The organism is Sodalis praecaptivus, from assembly GCF_000517425.1.
Lineage (GTDB): Bacteria > Pseudomonadota > Gammaproteobacteria > Enterobacterales > Enterobacteriaceae > Sodalis_A > Sodalis_A praecaptivus.
Map to the genome: position 1 here is coordinate 4,689,876 of NZ_CP006569.1, position 19,653 is coordinate 4,709,528.

The window sequence follows — 19,653 nt, forward strand, 5'->3', positions numbered from 1 at the left end:
CCAGTCATAAAATGACTGGGGCGGCTAATACTTAGCCAAATCCGATTACGTGAAGTAAAAGGTCTGAAAGATAGAACATCTTACCTCTGTACCCTACGCCGATAACTTTACCCTATTTTTTGATGGGGAAAAAGAATTTTTTGTAGTTTACTTTCACCTTTTTACGTATAAGGAATGCTTATTGTGGGAATACATCACACTTTAATGTAGCTTAATTACAAAAAGTGCTTAGTCATTCGCCACTTAGTGAGCTTGATCCCAGTTTTCACCGACCCCCACGTCCACCTGCAACGGTACATCCAGCGTAAAACATCCCTCCATCAGCGCCTTAATCCGCGCTTTGGCGCTCTCTACCGCATCCCTTTGCACCTCAAACACCAATTCATCATGAACCTGCATAATCATGCGAACCGGCGGCGCCTCCTGCTGCAACCAGCCATCGATCGCAATCATCGCCCGTTTGATGATATCGGCGGCGGTGCCCTGCATAGGCGCATTAATGGCCGCGCGCTCCGCGCCTTTCTTGCGCATGCCGTTGCGCGAGTGAATATCCGGCAAATAAAGCCGGCGCCCGTCCAGGGTGGCGACATAACCTTGATCGTTCGCCTGCCTGCGGGTGCGTTCCATATAGTCCAAAACGCCGGGGTAGCGCTCGAAATAAAGATTCATATATTTCTGCGCCTCCGAACGCGGCACCGACAGCTGACGCGCCAGACCAAAGGCGCTCATGCCGTAAATCAGGCCAAAGTTGATAGCCTTGGCGCTGCGGCGCTGATCCTGTGTCACCTTCTCCAACGGCATCCCGAAGACCTCGGCGGCGGTGGCGCGGTGAATATCCTTGCCGGCGGCAAAGGCGTTCAGCAATCCGGGATCGCGCGAGAGATGCGCCATGATGCGCAGCTCAATCTGCGAATAGTCCGCCGCCACGATAAGCGCATCCGGCGGCGCGATAAATGCCTGGCGTATACGCCGTCCCTCATCATTACGCACCGGAATATTTTGCAGGTTCGGATCGCTCGAAGATAGTCGTCCGGTAGCGGTAACGGCCTGATGATAGGAGGTATGCACCCGTTTCGACACCGGGTTGATCATCTGCGGTAGTTTATCGGTGTAGGTGGATTTAAGCTTGGCCAGGCCGCGGTATTCCAAAATCAGCTTCGGCAGCGGATAATCCAGCGCCAGCTCCGCCAGCACCTCTTCATTGGTGGAAGGGGCACCGCCGGGGGTTTTTTTCAGCACCGGCAGTTTCTGTTTATCGTATAAAATCGCCTGCAGCTGTTTGGTAGAGGAAAGATTGAACGGTTCTTCAGCCAGCTGATGCGCTTCCAGTTCCAGCGCTTCCAGACGTTTGGTCAGCTCCACCGAATGCGCGGCGAGAATGTTTTCGTCAATAAGCACGCCGGTGCGCTCAATGCGCGACAGGACCGGCACCAGCGGCATTTCAATTTCCTGAAAGACTTTTTTCAGCTCCGGCGCTTGCTCAATGCGCGGCCACAGCGTCTGATGCAAACGCAGCGTCACATCGGCGTCTTCGGCGGCGTAGGGGGCGGCCTGTTCCAAAGCGATCTGGTTGAACGTCAGCTGGTTGCGCCCTTTACCCGCGATCTCCTCAAAGCTCACGGTGGTGTGTTGTAAAAAACGATCCGCCAGGCTGTCCATATCGTGGCGGCCGGCGACGCTGTCCAGCACGTAGGATTCCAGCATGGTATCGAATGCGATGCCGGCCAACTCAATGTCGTATCGTTTCAATACCCCGCGGTCGAATTTGAGGTTCTGGCCGATTTTGCCGATGGCGGCATCTTCCAGCACCGGTTTCAACAATGCCAGTACCGCCGCGCGGTCAAGCTGGTCCGGCGCATCCAGATAGTCATGCCCCACCGGCAGGTAGGCAGCTTCACCCGGTTTCACGGCAAAGCACAGCCCCACCAAATTGGCGGTCAGCGTATCCAGCCCATCGGTTTCGGTATCGAAGGCGAACACGCCGGCGCTGCGAATAGCGGTAATCCACTGCTCAAGCGTCGCCATGTCGTAAATGATCTGATAGCCGTCTTTTGACAGTACCTCAGCCGGCGCCTCCGCTGCGGCCGGGCGAGGCGCGGTAAAGGGCGAAGGCGGCGCGACGGCGCTTTTGCGGCCCTGTAGCCATTTACCCGCTTCTAGGTCGCTCAACCAGCGTTTAAATTCATAACGCTGAAACAACAGCATCAGCGCTTCGGCCTCGGGCTCTTCAACCGTTAGCTGATCATAGGGTAAATCCAGCGCCACATCGGTTTTAATCGTCGCCAACTGGTAGGAAAGGAAAGCCACCTCGCGGTGCTGCTCGAGTTTGGCGGCCATGGTTTTGGCGCCGCGGAAGCTCAAGGTGCTGACGCTATCAAGCTGTTGATACAGGGTTTCCAGCCCCCCTACTCCCTGCAATAGCGCCTGCGCGGTTTTCTCCCCGACTCCCGGCACGCCCGGAATATTATCCGAGCTATCGCCCATGAGCGCCAGATAGTCGATGATAAGCTCCGGCGGCACGCCGAATTTCAACTGCACCTCTTGCGGACCGAGGATGGTGTTCGACATGGTATTGATCAGGGTAATTTTGGGCGACACTAGCTGCGCCATGTCTTTATCACCGGTGCTTATCAGCACGTCGCGGCCGTCGCGCGCCGCCGCCAGCGCCAGCGTACCGATAACATCATCGGCCTCTACGCCGCTGATAGCCAGCAGTGGCAGCCCCATCGCCTTGACCATCTCATGCAGCGGCGCTATCTGGCTGCGCAGATCGTCCGGCATGGGCGGCCGGTGGGATTTGTAGTGCTCAAACAATTCATCGCGAAAGGTCTTGCCCTTGGCATCAAACACCACCGCCACATGGCTTGGTCGGTATTGCACCAGCAGGCTTTTAAGCATATTCAATACGCCGTACATCGCCCCCGTGGGTTCCCCCCCGCTATTGGTCAGCGGCGGGAAGGCATGATAGGCGCGGTAAAGATAAGAAGAGCCATCCACCAGGATTAACGGGTTTTCTGCGATTTGAACCATAGCGTATTTCGTTCTTTTTAGTCAGCAAACATAAGGGGTAGCATGCCACAGCCGGCAGCCGGAGACGATGGTTAGCGTAGCATAAGGGCGATAAAAATACCGGGAATGCGGCGAGATCCGCAGGATCATGCTGTGGATAACTTTGTGAGTAAAAATTATAGTTTTTATTGACAGCCGCGATATTTGCGAGGTTGCTAGACAAAAAACCTTTTATATCAAGTGATTAATATATTAACCTGTCAATAGCAAATTTCATCACAAGGGTATTGCCATTGTGGATATAAACCTGCTATGGCCCGTTGCGGGCAAAGGTATTATCCGCTGGCAGATTGAGGAGATACCGCTATTTCTATTGACGTCAGAAACGACAACGCCGGCGATCGCCGGCGTTGTGCTGCATTCGCCCGTGGGCGATATTACTTTTGGCTAAGAAGAAATTTCACGACATCGGCGAATTGTTTGGTATAAGCATCCATCGATGACATATCCAATCCGTCATTCTTCACCATATATTTACCATTGACGAACATGGCCGGTACGCCGCGCAGTTGTAGATCGGCGGCCGCTTTCTCCTGCTGTACGACCAAGGATTTCACCACAAAGCTGTTCCAGGCGGAATCATATTCCTCCGCGCTGACGCCCGCTTTAACAAAGACCGCGCGGATGTCATCCGGCGTTTGAATCGTCTGCGTTTTCTGTAGGCCATCAAACAGCAGCGGACTGACTTTATCTTCTACCCCGAGCGCCATGGCTACCGCCCAGGCCTGGGTGAGCTGTTTACCCATCGGCCCCAGGAAGTCCACGTGATATTTGGTCATTTTGGTTCCTGCCGGCAGCGCTTTTTTCACCGTACTGGAAATGTGATAGACCTGCTCGAATTGATAACAGTGCGGGCAATAAAACGAGAAAAACTCTAGCACCTGGGGTTCACTGGTTACCGGCTTGTCGAGCTGGACATATTGTTGACCTTCAGTAAACTGCGCGGCCGAGGCACTGAATGCCAACGCGATACCCATCAACGCAAACCATATTTTTTTCATAGATAGTCTCTCTCCGAAATGAATCATTTAGGCGTAAAAATAATCAATAGACCGGCATCAGCTGCAGCGGAGGTTGTTGCAGCAGCGTTGCCTGTTCGATGAATAGCGCGGTTTGTTGCGACCAAAATTCCGCCTCAACCATCCACGGGAAACTACGTGGAAAAGCCGGATCGCCCCAGCGACGGCTAACCCAGGCGAGATAATGGATCATTCGCATTGCCCGCAACGGCTCGATAAGCGCCAGTTCCCGAGGATCGAAATCCATAAATTCAGCATAAGCGTCCAACAGCAGCGACAGTTGATACAGCCTGTCGCGGCGATCGCCGTTAAGCAGCATCCAAAGATCTTGGACAGCCGGGCCATTACGGGCATCGTCGAGATCGACAAACGTCGGGCCGTCGCGCCACAAGATGTTACCGGCGTGCAAATCGCCATGCAGACGCAGCGGGCGCCAGTCGGTTGTCCACACCTCATGCACCTGCGCTATGAGCTGGTCGCACGCCTGTAAAAACATCGCTTTCTGCCGGCCAGAGATAAGGGTACTGTTTTCCAGCTCGCGGCGCGGCAACGTCAGATATTCTTCCAGTCCCATGGTCGGGCGCGCGCTAAAACAGCGGCTGCCGTTGTGTCGGTGAATACGGCCAAGAAAACGCCCTACCCACTCCAGCTGATCTTCGTTATCCTGCTCAAAAGCCCGCCCGCCAACGCTGGGAAACAGGGCGAAATAGTAGCCAAGATGATTGTGCAGCGTCGCATTATTAATGACCAGCGGCGCTACGACCGGTATTTCGGCCTGCGCAAGCTCTTGCGCCAGCTGGTGCTCTTCTAAAATTTGCTCGGCACGCCAGCGTTCGGGGCGGTAAAATTTCACCACATAGCGCTTTTTCTCTTCGTCCAGAAACTGATAGACGCGATTTTCATAGCTGTTGAGGGCGGTTAAGCCGGAATCGACGACGATCCCCGTCTGTTGCAGGGCGTCCATAATCAAATCGGGCATTAATGCCTGAAAATTGAATTCTGTGCTCATCACCCGCCGCTTAGCCCCCGCTTACTCTTTGATAATACCGCGGGCGCGCAAAATGGCCGTTTTAAAATCTTCTTCATAATCTTTTGCTAGCCCGGGAATGGCGGCCGTTTTATCGCTGCCGCGCATTTTCAAATGATAGATCAGAATATCATCGGTCAGGCCGCTTAAATCGCCCTGATAACCCGCTTCCTGCGCCAGCTTTAGCAGAAATTGTACCAGGTTGAGATCGGGCTCCTGTTGCCAGGCGGGATGCAACAGCGCCACTAATTCATTAACGCGATGGCATTTCATAATACATTCCTTAGTGAAGGTCTGACAGTACTGTAGCAAGATTCGCGAACGGGGATAAACAGCATTATCCTGCATTCGCTAAAACATTGTATCCTAATATGAAGGGTAATCCCCGTACCCTAGAATTTCATCCTGGAGAGGGCGATGGCAACCAACGGCATTACCGGCGTGATCCTGGCGGGCGGGCTTTCGACGCGCATGGGCGGTGAAGATAAAGGCCTGCTGCAAATCAATCATAAGCCATTATACCGTTACGTAGCCGATCGTCTGGCGCCGCAGGTCGCTGTGCTGATGATTAACGCTAATCGTAACGAAGATGCCTATCAGCACGGCGGTTTTCCGGTTGTGGCGGATACTTTTCCCGGTTTTGCAGGGCCGCTGGCCGGGATGCTGACGGGCCTACGCCTTGCCAATAGCGAATGGGTCGCGTTTGTCCCTTGTGATGTACCGGTTTTTCCGCACGATTTGGTGGCGCGGCTGTGTGAGAATCGACAGCAGGCGTCCGCGGCCTTTGCCAGCGATGATAAAGGTCACGATCATCCCACGTTTACGCTGCTGCACCGCGCTTTGGCGCCGGCGCTGGAGGCGTTTCTGCGCCGCGGAGGAAGGCGGGTCAGGCTTTTTCTGTCCACGCTCCCGGCACAGCGGGTGGTGTTTAACGCTTCCCGCTACGATTTTATGAATCTCAACACGCCGCAGGATCTTGACCTGTGGTCACACGGACAATTGCCATGACCGTATCACCCCTTCCTTTGCTGGCCGTCGCCGCCTATAGCGGTACCGGCAAAACAACACTGCTGCAACAATTGATTCCGCTGTTAGACCAAGCCGGTCTGCGCGTGGGCATTATCAAGCATACCCACCATAAAATGGATGTCGATACGCCAGGTAAGGATAGTTATACGCTACGTAAGGCCGGCGCGCGGCAGACGATGGTGGCCAGTGCGGCGCGCTGGGCGCTGATGACTGAAAACGTGCCGGCGCAGATGCCTTCTCTGGCCTGGTTGGCCAATCAGATGGATCCCTCGCTGCTCGATGTGATCCTGGTGGAAGGCTTCAAGCATGAGCCGGTCAGTAAAATTGCGCTCTATCGTTCGGCGACCGGTCAAGATTGGCGCACGCTCCTCGATCGGCATGTCATTGCGATCGCCAGCGATGTGCCGTTGGACTGTGCGCTGCCGCAGCTTAATATTAACCAGCCTGCCGAGATCGCCCGTTTTATCATGACCTGGTTAGGGCGATCGTAAGCTTGTCGTCACTTGGGGCGTCTGTGAATCGATGGTTGCATGAAAGACAAGAAAAAAACCCCCGGCTTGCGCCGAGGGCTCGTTGATAGCCCCTGCCGTCCCGGCCGTGACCGTGACAACCGCGTGCTTCTAGGCAAGAAAAAAGCCCTCTGCGTTAGCAGAGGGCTTCTTGATTGGATGCCTGGCAGTTCCCTACTCTCGCATGGGGAGACCCCACACTACCATCGGCGCTACGGCGTTTCACTTCTGAGTTCGGCATGGGGTCAGGTGGGACCACCGCGCTAGTGCCGCCAGGCAAATTCGTTGTCCGCACCGCTTTCGCCGTGCAGAAGGCTCTTGCTGCCCGACCCTCACTCACGTGACCGTCGGGCGTTATCCGGAACATCGCTGATAATGTCTTGTCTCTTGCGCACGCTGCACGCCCTGCCGCCGCACCGGGGTCGGTGTGGCTCATGCCTTTCACGGCCATATCTGGCCTGCGGTTGGCGCGGGTGTCGGCGGTGTCATCCGCCTGCGCTTTGGGCGTCAACGTTCGCTTTCGCTCTCGTCTCACGCTCGCTCTCAAACAGCTCAGGTGTTGTAAGGTTAAGTCTCACGGGTCATTAGTATCGGTTAGCTCAACGCCTCGCAGCGCTTACACACCCGACCTATCAACGTCATCGTCTTTAACGTCCCTTCAGGAGGCTCTAGGCCTCAGGGAAGACTCATCTCGAGGCAAGTTTCCCGCTTAGATGCTTTCAGCGGTTATCTCTTCCGCACGTAGCTACCGGGCAATGCCATTGGCATGACAACCCGAACACCAGTGGTGCGTCCACTCCGGTCCTCTCGTACTAGGAGCAGCCCCTCTCAATCTTCCAGCGCCCACGGCAGATAGGGACCGAACTGTCTCACGACGTTCTAAACCCAGCTCGCGTACCACTTTAAATGGCGAACAGCCATACCCTTGGGACCTACTTCAGCCCCAGGATGTGATGAGCCGACATCGAGGTGCCAAACACCGCCGTCGATATGAACTCTTGGGCGGTATCAGCCTGTTATCCCCGGAGTACCTTTTATCCGTTGAGCGATGGCCCTTCCATTCAGAACCACCGGATCACTAAGACCTGCTTTCGCACCTGCTCGAGCCGTCACTCTCGCAGTCAAGCTAGCTTATGCCTTTGCACTAACCTCACGATGTCCGACCGTGATTAGCTAACCTTCGTGCTCCTCCGTTACACTTTGGGAGGAGACCGCCCCAGTCAAACTACCCACCAGACACTGTCCTCGGCCCGGATAACGGGCCTGAGTGAGAACATCAAACATTAAAGGGTGGTATTTCAAGGTTGGCTCCATGCAGACTGGCGTCCACACTTCAAAGCCTCCCACCTATCCTACACATCAAGGCTCAATGTTCAGTGTCAAGCTATAGTAAAGGTTCACGGGGTCTTTCCGTCTTGCCGCGGGTACACCGCATCTTCACGGCGAGTTCAATTTCACTGAGTCTCGGGTGGAGACAGCCTGGCCATCATTACGCCATTCGTGCAGGTCGGAACTTACCCGACAAGGAATTTCGCTACCTTAGGACCGTTATAGTTACGGCCGCCGTTTACCGGGGCTTCGATCAAGAGCTTCTCGCAAGCGATAACCCCATCAATTAACCTTCCGGCACCGGGCAGGCGTCACACCGTATACGTCCACTTTCGTGTTTGCACAGTGCTGTGTTTTTAATAAACAGTTGCAGCCAGCTGGTATCTGCGACTGGCTTCAGCTCGGGGCGCAAGGCCCTCCACCTACATGCCAGCGTGCCTTCTCCCGAAGTTACGGCACCATTTTGCCTAGTTCCTTCACCCGAGTTCTCTCAAGCGCCTGGGTATTCTCTACCTGACCACCTGTGTCGGTTTGGGGTACGATTCGATGTGACCTGGAGCTTAGAGGCTTTTCCTGGAAGCGTAGCATCAATTCCTTCACCACCGTAGTGGCTCGTCATCACGCCTCAGTGTTGAGAATGAGCGGATTTGCCTGCTCATTCCACCTTCACGCTTGAACCGGGACAACCGTCGCCCGGCGAACCTAGCTTTCTCCGTCCCCCCTTCGCAGTCACACCCAGTACAGGAATATTAACCTGTTTCCCATCGACTACGCCTTTCGGCCTCGCCTTAGGGGTCGACTCACCCTGCTCCGATTAACGTTGAACAGGAACCCTTGGTCTTCCGGCGAGCGGGCTTTTCACCCGCTTTATCGTTACTTATGTCAGCATTCGCACTTCTGATACCTCCAGCAGCCCTCACAGGCCACCTTCGCAGGCTTACAGAACGCTCCCCTACCCAACGGACGTATCCTTAAAACGCCTTGCCCTTGGCCGGCTGTTGCCGACTCAACGGGAGTGTCGCTTGCACGCGCCGGCTCGCCGTCGCGTTAAGCGTTTTAAGTGATACGTCCGCTGCCGCAGCTTCGGTGCATGGTTTAGCCCCGTTACATCTTCCGCGCAGGCCGACTCGACCAGTGAGCTATTACGCTTTCTTTAAATGATGGCTGCTTCTAAGCCAACATCCTGGCTGTCTGGGCCTTCCCACATCGTTTCCCACTTAACCATGACTTTGGGACCTTAGCTGGCGGTCTGGGTTGTTTCCCTCTTCACGACGGACGTTAGCACCCGCCGTGTGTCTCCCGTGATTACATTCTACGGTATTCGCAGTTTGCATCGGGTTGGTAATCCGGGATGGACCCCTAGCCGAAACAGTGCTCTACCCCCGTAGATGACGTCACGAGGCGCTACCTAAATAGCTTTCGGGGAGAACCAGCTATCTCCCGGTTTGATTGGCCTTTCACCCCCAGCCACAAGTCATCCGCTAATTTTTCAACATTAGTCGGTTCGGTCCTCCAGTTAGTGTTACCCAACCTTCAACCTGCCCATGGCTAGATCACCGGGTTTCGGGTCTATACCCTGCAACTAGACGCCCAGTTAAGACTCGGTTTCCCTGCGGCTCCCCTATGCGGTTAACCTTGCTACAGAATATAAGTCGCTGACCCATTATACAAAAGGTACGCAGTCACACCCCGAAGGATGCTCCCACTGCTTGTACGTACACGGTTTCAGGTTCTATTTCACTCCCCTCGCCGGGGTTCTTTTCGCCTTTCCCTCACGGTACTGGTTCACTATCGGTCAGTCAGGAGTATTTAGCCTTGGAGGATGGTCCCCCCATCTTCAGACAGGATATCACGTGTCCCGCCCTACTCATCGAGCTCACAACAAGCGCACCTTCGGATACGGGGCTATCACCCTCTGTCGCCGGACTTTCCAGACCGTTCTCCTGATGCGCAAGCTGATGATGGCTCTGGGCTGTTCCCCGTTCGCTCGCCGCTACTGGGGGAATCTCGGTTGATTTCTTTTCCTCAGGGTACTGAGATGTTTCAGTTCCCCTGGTTCGCTTCGTTAAGCTATGGATTCACTTAACGATGATGCAACGAGTTGCACCGGGTTTCCCCATTCGGACATCGCCGGCTGATAACGCTTCATATCAGCTCACCGGCGCTTTTCGCAGATTAGCACGTCCTTCATCGCCTCTGACTGCCTAGGCATCCACCGTGTACGCTTAGTCACTTAACCTCACAACCCTGAGCTGTCTGCACCTTGTCCGACGGGCTGCACGACTGAAATCCGGCGTTGCGCGGTACTCGGCATCCTCATGGACATCAAGTCCACTGCGGTGCCTGCGTGCCGTGCGCCTGGGCTTTCAGCCGTTCGCGCCGTCTCGCTCGAGTGTCGCCATACTGGCGAGACCCGGCGGCGTCTGTGAAGACGCCACGGAGACGACAAGGCCTGTCGCGCTACAGTGATAACGCTTACGCGTTATCTCAGGTTTGCTTACTTCGTTTGAGAGACTCGCATACTGAGTTTGCGCTTCAGCATGTGTTTCAAATTTTCAGCTTGTTCCGGATTGTTAAAGAGCGGTATTTCGCAGCGCGCTCGATAAACGCGCTCTGAAATAAAAAGCAAAGTGGCGTCCCCTAGGGGGTTCGAACCCCTGTTACCGCCGTGAAAGGGCAGTGTCCTAGGCCACTAGACGAAGGGGACACGAAAAATCGGCATAAAAAAAAGCCGCCGACGGGCTGCTTTGCTCGTGACAGTTATCAGACAATCTGTGTGGACACGTCACTTGAACGTATCGTCTAGGTAAGGAGGTGATCCAACCGCAGGTTCCCCTACGGTTACCTTGTTACGACTTCACCCCAGTCATGAATCACAAAGTGGTAAGCGCCCTCCCGAAGGTTAAGCTACCTACTTCTTTTGCAACCCACTCCCATGGTGTGACGGGCGGTGTGTACAAGGCCCGGGAACGTATTCACCGTGGCATTCTGATCCACGATTACTAGCGATTCCGACTTCATGGAGTCGAGTTGCAGACTCCAATCCGGACTACGACGCACTTTATGAGGTCCGCTGACTCTCGCGAGATCGCTTCTCTTTGTATGCGCCATTGTAGCACGTGTGTAGCCCTACTCGTAAGGGCCATGATGACTTGACGTCATCCCCACCTTCCTCCGGTTTATCACCGGCAGTCTCCTTTGAGTTCCCGACCGAATCGCTGGCAACAAAGGATAAGGGTTGCGCTCGTTGCGGGACTTAACCCAACATTTCACAACACGAGCTGACGACAGCCATGCAGCACCTGTCTCAGAGCTCCCGAAGGCACCAAGGCATCTCTGCCAAGTTCTCTGGATGTCAAGAGTAGGTAAGGTTCTTCGCGTTGCATCGAATTAAACCACATGCTCCACCGCTTGTGCGGGCCCCCGTCAATTCATTTGAGTTTTAACCTTGCGGCCGTACTCCCCAGGCGGTCGATTTAACGCGTTAGCTCCGAAAGCCACGGCTCAAGGCCACAACCTTCAAATCGACATCGTTTACAGCGTGGACTACCAGGGTATCTAATCCTGTTTGCTCCCCACGCTTTCGTACCTGAGCGTCAGTCTTCGTCCAGGGGGCCGCCTTCGCCACCGGTATTCCTCCAGATCTCTACGCATTTCACCGCTACACCTGGAATTCTACCCCCCTCTACGAGACTCTAGCCTGCCAGTTTCAAATGCAGTTCCCAGGTTGAGCCCGGGGATTTCACATCTGACTTAACAGACCGCCTGCGTACGCTTTACGCCCAGTAATTCCGATTAACGCTCGCACCCTCCGTATTACCGCGGCTGCTGGCACGGAGTTAGCCGGTGCTTCTTCTGCGGGTAACGTCAATCGATGGCGCTATTTACGCCATCGCCTTCCTCCCCGCTGAAAGTGCTTTACAACCCGAAGGCCTTCTTCACACACGCGGCATGGCTGCATCAGGGTTTCCCCCATTGTGCAATATTCCCCACTGCTGCCTCCCGTAGGAGTCTGGACCGTGTCTCAGTTCCAGTGTGGCTGGTCATCCTCTCAGACCAGCTAGGGATCGTCGCCTAGGTGAGCCATTACCCCACCTACTAGCTAATCCCATCTGGGTTCATCCGATGGTGTGAGGCCCGAAGGTCCCCCACTTTGGTCTTGCGACGTTATGCGGTATTAGCTACCGTTTCCAGTAGTTATCCCCCTCCATCGGGCAGATCCCCAGACATTACTCACCCGTCCGCCGCTCGCCGGCAAAGAAGCAAGCTTCTTTCCGCTGCCGCTCGACTTGCATGTGTTAGGCCTGCCGCCAGCGTTCAATCTGAGCCATGATCAAACTCTTCAATTAAAAGCTTGATGCTCAAAGAATTAAAACTGGTATTCGTATGAATATTCGTTGTTCACTCTTCAAGACTTGATATTTCGTGTATCGATATCGTCTTGTGAGTGCCCACACAGATTGTCTGATAAATTGTTAAAGAGCGTGGCCGGGAGGGTATTTTCTCTACCGGCGCGGGTGGCGTATATTACGCTTTTCCGCTGTAGAGTCAAGCTTTTATTTGCCCTTCGCGCGCCCGCTTGCCTCTGGCTGAGCCGGTAAGTCGCAGCGACTGTTCCCGGTCAGTGGAGGCGCATTATAGGGCCTTCACGGCCGGTGACAAGCGCTATTTCACAAATACGATCTGATTGATTTATTTTTCAGCAAAAGCGCTAAAAATGGCGTTATTATGCGCCAGAAACAGGAATTTCCCACCCGCAATGATTGCGTTGGCATAGTATGTGAAGGTTTATTGTCATGATGAAATAGGGAAGAACGCTATGCATTTATCCGTACAGCAACGGGCCGCACAACGCAACCTCTCCTATGTACTGGCCGAAAAAATAAGTCAGCGTATCCTGGCGGGCGAATTTACCGCCGGAGATATTCTGCCCGGCGAAATGGAATTAGGGGAACAATTCGGCGTGAGCCGTACCGCCGTACGCGAAGCGGTAAAAATCCTGGCGGCGAAGGGAATGGTCTTGCCGCGTCCCAGAATTGGAACACGGGTGTTGCCGCGCCATCAGTGGAACTTTCTCGATCAGGACCTGTTGGGATGGTGGCTTAACCGGGAAAATTTTCAAGACGTCCTGGCGCACTTCCTGATTATGCGCATTAGCCTGGAGCCCCAGGCCTGCGCGCTGGCGGCGTTAAACGCCAACGACGGCGAACGGCAGCGGCTGAGTGCATTGATGGCAGAGATGCGTCGGCTTCACCAGCATTTTGATCGCGAGCGCTGGATAAGCGTTGACGCGGATTTTCACCGCCATATTTATGACATCAGCGGCAACCCGTTCCTTTCCTCGTTCGCCAATCTGTTCAGCTCGATTTACCAAAATTACTTTCGCGCCATTGCCAGCGATGATGTCATCAAACTGGGCCGGCATCAGGCCATCGTGGACGCCATTCTCGCCGGGGACGGCCCGGGGGCCTTCGCCGCCTGTCAGCAACTGCTGGCTGAGAATGATTAAACCTTTAGATCTCTATCTGCGTTCCCAGCTCAATGACCCGGTTAGGCGGGATGAGATATTGATCCGGCGCGCGCAGGGCATTGCGGCTTAAGGCCATGAACAGCTTCCCCCTAACCATGAGATACCAGGGCCGCTTCCCGAGAATCAGCGATTCATGGGACATAAAGAAAGACGTTTCCATCATCCGGCATGACAGCCCCTCCAACCCGCAGCGGTGGAAGATTTCCTCCATATCCGGCGTCTCTTTGTAACCATAATTGGCCACCACGCGCCAGAAGGTCGGCGACAGCGCTTCGATGGTGACCCGTCGTACATTATGCACAAAGGGCGCATCTTCGGTGCGCAGCGTCAGCAACACCACGCGCTCATGCAGGACTTTGTTGTGTTTCAGGTTATGCAGCAGGGCAAAAGGGATGACGTTCATGGCGCGCGACATAAACACGGCGGTGCCGGGTACCCGCACCGGCGGCGATTTTTCCAATGAGGCAATGAGCGCCTCCAGGGAATTCCCGTGCTCGTGGATCCGGCGCAGCAAGCGGAACCGCTCGCTTTTCCAGGTCGTCATGGCGACAAACATCAGGAATCCCAACAGCAGCGGTAGCCAGCCGCCGGAGAAAATCTTGAGCGCGTTGGCGGCGAACATGGGCACATCGAGGCACAATAGCGCCAACAATAGCACCGCTACCAGCAACAGGTTCCAATGCCAGTTTTTTCTGGCCACGGTACAAGACAGGATGCTGGTTAGCACCATGGTGCCGGTCACCGCGATACCGTAGGCCGCCGCCAGATTACTGGAATGCTCGAAGCTGACAATCACCAGCACCACGGCGATATACAGCAGCCAGTTGATGAAAGGAATATAAATCTGCCCCACCTCCATATCGGAGGTATGGATGATGCGCATCGGCGGTAAATATCCCAGACGCACCGCTTGGCGGGTCAAGGAAAACACGCCGGAAATCACCGCCTGAGAAGCGATAACCGTGGCAAGCGTCGCGAGAATAAGCAGCGGAATCATCGCCCAATCGGGAGCGAGTAAAAAGAAAGGGTTTTTGATTGCCGCCGGGGATGACAGCAACAGCGCGCCCTGACCGAAATAATTAAGCACCAGGGACGGCAGCACTGCGCTAAACCAGGCGATGCGGATGGGCAATTTACCGAAATGCCCCATATCGGCGTACAGCGCTTCCACGCCGGTAATGGCCAGCACCACCGCTCCGAGAGCAAAAAAGGAGACGGTTTGATATTCGGCAAAAAAGGCGATAGCCCATTTCGGATTAAGCGCATACAGCACTTCGGGATTACCGATAATGCCGCGCACGCCCAGAACGCCCAGCGTGAGAAACCATACCAGCATCACCGGCGCGAAAAGTTTGCCAACGCTGCCGGTGCCTTTCTTTTGAATGAAAAACAGCAGGGTTAGCACCACCACGGAGAGCGGGACAATAAATTCCTGTAGCGATGGCGCGGCAATCTGTAAGCCCTCTATCGCCGACATGACCGAGATAGCCGGCGTGATCACCACTTCGCCATAAAAGAAGCTGCCGCCGATAAGGCCGATAATCACTAATACCGGCGTCAATTTGGCGCCGGTATTTCTGCCTGCGAGCGACATCAGCGTCAGAATGCCGCCTTCGCCGGCGTTGTCGGCGCGCATGACGAAGAGAAGGTATTTCAGCGAGACTATCAGGATCAGGAGCCAGAAAATGAGGGATAAGAAACCAAACACCGCCACGCGTTCGACGCCAAAACCATAATGGCCGGCAAGACATTCACGTAAGGTATATAAAGGACTGGTGCCAATATCACCATACACGACGCCTATTGCGGCAAGCGTGACCGCCGGCAGCGACTGCTTATGATCTTTATTCATAACCTTTTCTTCGCGCTATTTTGTCGTCCAGGAGCATGCGGTGATGCACTTCCTCGAAAACCAAAAGCGCACAGTATGCCTGAAAAATGCCGAAACCCTAATTCTAATGCTGATTATCCCCCGTTGAGGGGCGATTAACGCAAAAAAAGTTGATAACGGATAAATTTACGCGAGCATTTCTTTATAAAATGCGCTGGTTTATTGTGTCCTTCTCACTACTCATAGGGATAACCGATCTGATTATGGCGCCTACGTCCCTTCTGGCAGAGCGAATCTCTCGCCTCAGCAGCGTGTTGGAAAACGGGTTATACGAGCGGCAGCATACCATGCGGCTCTGTCTGCTGGCGGCGCTTTCCGGCGAAAGCGTATTTTTGCTGGGGCCGCCCGGCATCGCCAAAAGCCTTATCGCCCGGCGCCTGAAGCTGGCGTTCAGCCATGCGCGCGCCTTCGATTATCTGATGACCCGCTTTTCCACGCCGGAAGAGGTGTTCGGCCCGCTGTCCATCCAGGCGCTGAAAGAGGATGGCCGCTATCATCGGATGACACAAGGGTATTTGCCGGAGGCGGAAATTGTTTTTCTGGATGAAATCTGGAAGGCGGGCCCGGCCATTTTGAACACCCTGCTCACCGCCATCAACGAACGACGGTTTCGTAACGGCGATCAGGAACAGACGATGCCGCTGCGGTTGCTCATCACCGCCTCCAACGAATTGCCGGAGGCCGACAGCGGCCTGGAAGCCCTGTATGACCGGATGTTAATCCGCCTGTGGCTGGATAAGGTCAAGGAGAAGAGTAATTTTCACGCATTGCTGACCAGTCACGCGGACAGCCAGCCGCAGGAAGTTCCCCCGCCACTGCGGGTGAGCGACGAGGAGTACCAATCTTGGCAACGGCAGATTGACAAGGTTACGCTGCCGGCGGCCTGTTTCGAGCTGATATATCTATTACGTCAGCGGCTGGAAGCGCTGCCCGAGGCGCCCTATATCTCCGACCGGCGCTGGAAAAAGGCGTTGCGTTTGCTCCAGGCCAGCGCATTTTTCAGCGATCGCCAAAGCATCACCCCGGTAGATATCATCCTGCTAAAGGAATGCCTGTGGCACGATCCGGCCAGTTACCAGCTCATTAATCAGCAACTTGAGCAGCTGATGGTCGAGCAGGGTTATCAACAGCTGACGATTCTGAGCAAGATACAGAACTTTAACCGCCAAAAACGTCAGCATATTGCCCAAACTCAGGCCCAGCGGGCGCTTACGTTTGCGCCCGCCAAAACCCTTATGAGCCGTAAACCCCATTACAGCCTGCCGCCATCGTTGACGGAACCGGTGTTGACCCTCATATTGCAAACGCCGCGGCGATTGCACGATATCCACGTCGATCACATCACCGTTGAGCGTGAAACCCTGCAACAGTGGCTGAATAAAGGAGGCGTGTTCAAGGCCCGGCTGAACGGTATCGGTTTCGCGCAGGGGCTCGAGGCACGCATCAACGCTCAGCATCAGCTTGAAATAGTCGATATCAGCCTTCAGCCCTCATTGCTGGCGCTGGCGGAAAACGTGCCGGCGCAGGCGGTGCCGGCTGCGCTGATGGATGATCTCGAGGAAGCCACGCGGCTCTACCATCAGCAGCGCAGCCTGTTCCACGAACAGCAAAGTTGCCTCTTTATTACCAAAGAGTGGGTCGCGAGGATTGAAGCCAGTTTGCTGGACCTTTCCCAGCAATTAGCCCAGGCCAGACAGGACTGACGCGCGGTGGTGACGCTGGATACGATCAATCTGCTGTTAGCCATTGACCAGGGGCAACTGCTGGATGACATTATCTTGACCTTGATTGGCAGCCCGCAAGTGGTCTTACTACTGGAACAGTTTCCGGCGCTGAAGAAGGAATTGATGAAACGTGCGCCGCTGATGAAACCGCGGCTGGAACAGGCGCTGCGTCGAGGCAAAGTGCCTCCGGCGCTGGCCAGCGAATTTTATCTGTTTCAACAAAACCAACTGCGGGCTCATCTGGATTTTCTCGCCCAATTGCCGGACACCCTGACGCGGCTTGCGGCCCTCTCGTCGCCGTTTTATCCCGAAGCGCAACGGCTCTATCAGGCCGCATCAACAGAAACGGGTCGCCCCGATAACGCGTTCCAAACCCTGTTCTTACAGCGTTGGCGCATCAGTTTGACGTTGCAGGCCACCACGGTGCAGCATCAACTGTTAGAAAGAGAGCGGGAGTTTCTGCTTGACGAGCTACAGCAGCAGCTCGCGATGAGCGGCGCGCTGGCGCCGCTGCTGGCGGAGAATCAACACGCCGCCGGCCGGTTGTGGGATATGGCCGCCGGGCAGGTACAACAAGGCGATTATCGCCTGCTGGTACACTATGGCGAATTTCTGCATCGGCAGCCGGAACTTCTGCAGTTGGCGGAACAATTGGGACGCAGCCGTGAAGCGCGTTTCGTCGCCGCGCCCCATTCGCTTGAGCGCGAAGTGGAGAAGCGCGTGCGCGAGCCGGCGGTTCAGCCTGAAGAAATTAGCGGTATCCATCATAGCGACGACCTGCTGCGGCTGCTACCGGGAGAGTTATCCGTCCTGGGTATTGATGAACTGGAGTACGAATTTTACCGTCGTTTGCTGGAGAAACGGCTGTTGACCTACCGTCTGCACGGTGACGCCTGGCGGACGCGGCGCATTCTACAGCCAGCCAGCAGCCAACAACACGAACAGCAGCCGCGCGGGCCAATGATTGTTTGCGTAGATACCTCCGGTTCGATGGGCGGTTTCAATGAGGAGTGCGCGAAAGGGTTTTGCCTGGCGCTGATGCGTATCGCGCTGGCCGATGACCGACGCTGTTTCATCAGCCTGTTTTCCACCGGCCAGGTGGATTACGAACTGACCGCCGACGGCGGCCTGGAGCAGGCCATCCGTTTTCTGGGCCAGCGTTTTCGCGGCGGCACCGATCTGGCGGCCTGCCTGACGGCGCTGACCGAGAAGCTCGCCGAACCGGCGTGGCAGGATGCGGATGCGGTGGTCATTTCCGATTTCATCGCCCAGCGCCTGCCCGAAGCGGTCCAGCGACGTATACGCGAACGGCAGCGCGATCGTCAGCAGCGCTTTCACGCCGTCGCGCTATCGTCGATGGGAAAACCCGGTATTATGAAGATCTTCGATCACATCTGGCGCTTCGACACCGGACTGAAACAGCGGCTCATGCGCCGCTGGCGCCGTAAAAAGTGATCCCGCGGCGGGCAACGGATTTGCCGCCGGGATCGCCATAGAGGACATCACCATGGCGGAAACTTATCAGCTCGACGCCCTCGATCGCGCCATTTTGCAGGCGCTGATGGCCAACGCGCGCACCGCCTACGCCGAGCTGGCCAAGCAGTTAAACGTTAGTCCCGGTACCGTGCATGTGCGGGTGGAAAAAATGAAACAGGCGGGCATCATCACCGGGGCCAGGGTGGATATTAGCCCGAAACAGCTGGGTTATGACGTCTGCTGCTTTATCGGCATTATTCTTAAGAGCGCCAAGGATTACCCCTCCGCGCTCAAGAAGCTGGACGCACTGAACGAAGTGGTGGAAGCCTATTACACCACCGGCCATTACAGCATCTTTATTAAAGTGATGTGCCGCTCCATCGATGCCCTGCAACAGGTACTTATCAACAAGATCCAGACCATCGACGAGATCCAATCCACCGAAACCCTCATCTCACTGCAAAACCCTATCAGCCGGACTATCGTGCCATAGTGGCCCGATTAATACCCACAATTATCCACAGGTAGATCCCAGCCGGTACACAGCGTACAATACCGGCTCATTTATCTGACGGGACCATCATGGCCGACGTAACCATCATCAGCGGCAGCACCTTGGGTAGCGCCGAATATGTTGCCGAGCACGTCGCCGGCATCCTCGAACAGCAGGGGTTCACCCCCCACATCCTGCACGGCGCAGAACTGGCGGAATTAAGTCCCGAGGGCCTGTGGCTCCTGGTTACCTCCACCCACGGCGCCGGCGAGCTGCCGGAGAATCTTCAGCCGCTGCTGGAAGCGTTGACGGCGCAAGCGCCCTCACTCGCCGAGGTCACCTATGGCGCAATCGGCATCGGCAGCAGCGAATACGATACGTTCTGTGGCGCGATCGATACCTTGGATCGCCAGCTTACGACGCTCGGCGCCAAGCGGATCGGCGAGGTGCTGAAGATCGACATTACTCAGCACGAAATCCCCGAGGATCCGGCGGAAGCCTGGGTAGCGGAATGGATCATGCAGATAAAAGCACACCGATAGCCCTTTTTTTTGTGT

The 19,653-nt window shown here is 55.3% G+C and carries 13 protein-coding genes, 1 tRNA gene and 3 rRNA genes; 8 read left to right on the forward strand and 9 right to left on the reverse strand.

Features of this window, described 5'->3' with window-relative positions; all coding sequences use genetic code 11:
• Positions 1–243: 243 nt before the first annotated feature.
• Entirely contained in the window at positions 244–3,030 is a 2,787-nt protein-coding gene (polA, locus tag SANT_RS20860; protein ID WP_025424160.1) for a DNA polymerase I, read from the reverse strand.
• A gap of 274 nt (positions 3,031–3,304) precedes the next feature.
• Between polA and SANT_RS24540 the strand changes: the two genes are divergently transcribed.
• The gene (locus tag SANT_RS24540; protein WP_158500172.1) at positions 3,305–3,460 is read left to right on the forward strand and encodes a hypothetical protein; all 156 of its coding nucleotides are present in this window, start codon (positions 3,305–3,307) and stop codon (positions 3,458–3,460) included.
• Here SANT_RS24540 and dsbA read toward each other — a convergent pair.
• From dsbA to SANT_RS20875, 3 genes are read right to left on the reverse strand one after another with little or no spacing between them, the layout of a single operon-like run.
• Complete coding sequence (dsbA, locus tag SANT_RS20865; RefSeq protein WP_025424161.1) at positions 3,447–4,070, reverse strand: thiol:disulfide interchange protein DsbA; 624 nt, start codon at positions 4,068–4,070, stop codon at positions 3,447–3,449. The two genes, SANT_RS24540 and dsbA, sit on opposite strands and share 14 nt — an antisense overlap.
• Before the next feature lie 43 nt (positions 4,071–4,113).
• Positions 4,114–5,100 carry a serine/threonine protein kinase gene (locus tag SANT_RS20870; RefSeq protein WP_025424162.1) on the reverse strand — a complete coding sequence of 329 codons (987 nt, stop codon included), beginning with the start codon at positions 5,098–5,100 and terminating at the stop codon, positions 4,114–4,116.
• Positions 5,101–5,118: 18 nt separating this feature from the next.
• Complete coding sequence (locus SANT_RS20875) at positions 5,119–5,388, reverse strand: YihD family protein (RefSeq protein ID WP_025424163.1); 270 nt, start codon at positions 5,386–5,388, stop codon at positions 5,119–5,121.
• A gap of 144 nt (positions 5,389–5,532) precedes the next feature.
• On the opposite strand from SANT_RS20875, the gene mobA reads away from it, so the two are divergent.
• Together mobA and mobB are read left to right on the forward strand one after the other, a co-directional pair.
• Entirely contained in the window at positions 5,533–6,123 is a 591-nt protein-coding gene (mobA, locus tag SANT_RS20880; RefSeq protein WP_025424164.1) for a molybdenum cofactor guanylyltransferase MobA, read from the forward strand.
• A complete protein-coding gene (mobB, locus tag SANT_RS20885; protein WP_025424165.1) occupies positions 6,120–6,635 on the forward strand; it encodes a molybdopterin-guanine dinucleotide biosynthesis protein MobB in 516 nt (171 codons plus the stop codon). Before mobA ends, mobB begins: the two co-directional genes overlap by 4 nt.
• 179 nt (positions 6,636–6,814) lie before the next feature.
• Here mobB and rrf read toward each other — a convergent pair.
• The 4 genes from rrf to SANT_RS20905 form a co-directional block, all read right to left on the reverse strand.
• Positions 6,815–6,930, reverse strand: a 5S ribosomal RNA gene (rrf, locus tag SANT_RS20890).
• Positions 6,931–7,216: 286 nt separating this feature from the next.
• Positions 7,217–10,221: ribosomal RNA gene (locus tag SANT_RS20895) — 23S ribosomal RNA — on the reverse strand.
• 392 nt (positions 10,222–10,613) lie between these two features.
• Positions 10,614–10,689, reverse strand: a tRNA-Glu gene (locus tag SANT_RS20900).
• 100 nt (positions 10,690–10,789) lie between these two features.
• Positions 10,790–12,331 (reverse strand): 16S ribosomal RNA (locus SANT_RS20905).
• The 16S, 23S and 5S rRNA genes sit together here with 1 tRNA gene alongside, the layout of an rRNA operon.
• Positions 12,332–12,801: 470 nt before the next feature.
• Between SANT_RS20905 and SANT_RS20910 the strand changes: the two genes are divergently transcribed.
• Positions 12,802–13,491, forward strand: coding sequence for a FadR/GntR family transcriptional regulator (locus tag SANT_RS20910; RefSeq protein ID WP_025424166.1), 690 nt, complete (start codon positions 12,802–12,804; stop codon positions 13,489–13,491).
• Between the two features lie 4 nt (positions 13,492–13,495).
• Here the strand turns inward: SANT_RS20910 and kup are convergent, their stop codons facing one another.
• The gene (kup, locus tag SANT_RS20915) at positions 13,496–15,364 is read right to left on the reverse strand and encodes a low affinity potassium transporter Kup (RefSeq protein ID WP_025424167.1); all 1,869 of its coding nucleotides are present in this window, start codon (positions 15,362–15,364) and stop codon (positions 13,496–13,498) included.
• A 242-nt stretch (positions 15,365–15,606) separates the two neighbouring features.
• Between kup and ravA the strand changes: the two genes are divergently transcribed.
• The 4 genes from ravA (at position 15,607) to mioC (ending at position 19,638) form a co-directional block, all read left to right on the forward strand.
• Positions 15,607–17,106, forward strand: a complete 1,500-nt coding sequence (gene ravA, locus SANT_RS20920; RefSeq protein ID WP_025424168.1) for an ATPase RavA — start codon at positions 15,607–15,609, stop codon at positions 17,104–17,106.
• 6 nt (positions 17,107–17,112) lie between these two features.
• Positions 17,113–18,582 carry an ATPase RavA stimulator ViaA gene (gene viaA / locus SANT_RS20925; protein ID WP_025424169.1) on the forward strand — a complete coding sequence of 490 codons (1,470 nt, stop codon included), beginning with the start codon at positions 17,113–17,115 and terminating at the stop codon, positions 18,580–18,582.
• A 52-nt stretch (positions 18,583–18,634) separates the two neighbouring features.
• The gene (gene asnC / locus SANT_RS20930; protein WP_025424170.1) at positions 18,635–19,096 is read left to right on the forward strand and encodes a transcriptional regulator AsnC; all 462 of its coding nucleotides are present in this window, start codon (positions 18,635–18,637) and stop codon (positions 19,094–19,096) included.
• An 89-nt stretch (positions 19,097–19,185) separates the two neighbouring features.
• A complete protein-coding gene (gene mioC, locus SANT_RS20935; RefSeq protein WP_025424171.1) occupies positions 19,186–19,638 on the forward strand; it encodes an FMN-binding protein MioC in 453 nt (150 codons plus the stop codon).
• The last annotated feature ends 15 nt before the right edge of the window (positions 19,639–19,653 follow it).

Excerpts from the sequence above, each read along its gene's own strand:
- polA (WP_025424160.1), bottom strand. The coding sequence starts at position 3,030 with ATGGTTCAAATCGCAGAAAACCCGTTAATCCTGGTGGATGGCTCTTCT.
- dsbA (WP_025424161.1), bottom strand. The coding sequence starts at position 4,070 with ATGAAAAAAATATGGTTTGCGTTGATGGGTATCGCGTTGGCATTCAGT.
- SANT_RS20875 (WP_025424163.1), bottom strand. The coding sequence starts at position 5,388 with ATGAAATGCCATCGCGTTAATGAATTAGTGGCGCTGTTGCATCCCGCC.
- mobA (WP_025424164.1), top strand. The coding sequence starts at position 5,533 with ATGGCAACCAACGGCATTACCGGCGTGATCCTGGCGGGCGGGCTTTCG.
- mobB (WP_025424165.1), top strand. The coding sequence starts at position 6,120 with ATGACCGTATCACCCCTTCCTTTGCTGGCCGTCGCCGCCTATAGCGGT.
- SANT_RS20910 (WP_025424166.1), top strand. The coding sequence starts at position 12,802 with ATGCATTTATCCGTACAGCAACGGGCCGCACAACGCAACCTCTCCTAT.
- kup (WP_025424167.1), bottom strand. The coding sequence starts at position 15,364 with ATGAATAAAGATCATAAGCAGTCGCTGCCGGCGGTCACGCTTGCCGCA.
- ravA (WP_025424168.1), top strand. The coding sequence starts at position 15,607 with ATGGCGCCTACGTCCCTTCTGGCAGAGCGAATCTCTCGCCTCAGCAGC.
- asnC (WP_025424170.1), top strand. The coding sequence starts at position 18,635 with ATGGCGGAAACTTATCAGCTCGACGCCCTCGATCGCGCCATTTTGCAG.
- mioC (WP_025424171.1), top strand. The coding sequence starts at position 19,186 with ATGGCCGACGTAACCATCATCAGCGGCAGCACCTTGGGTAGCGCCGAA.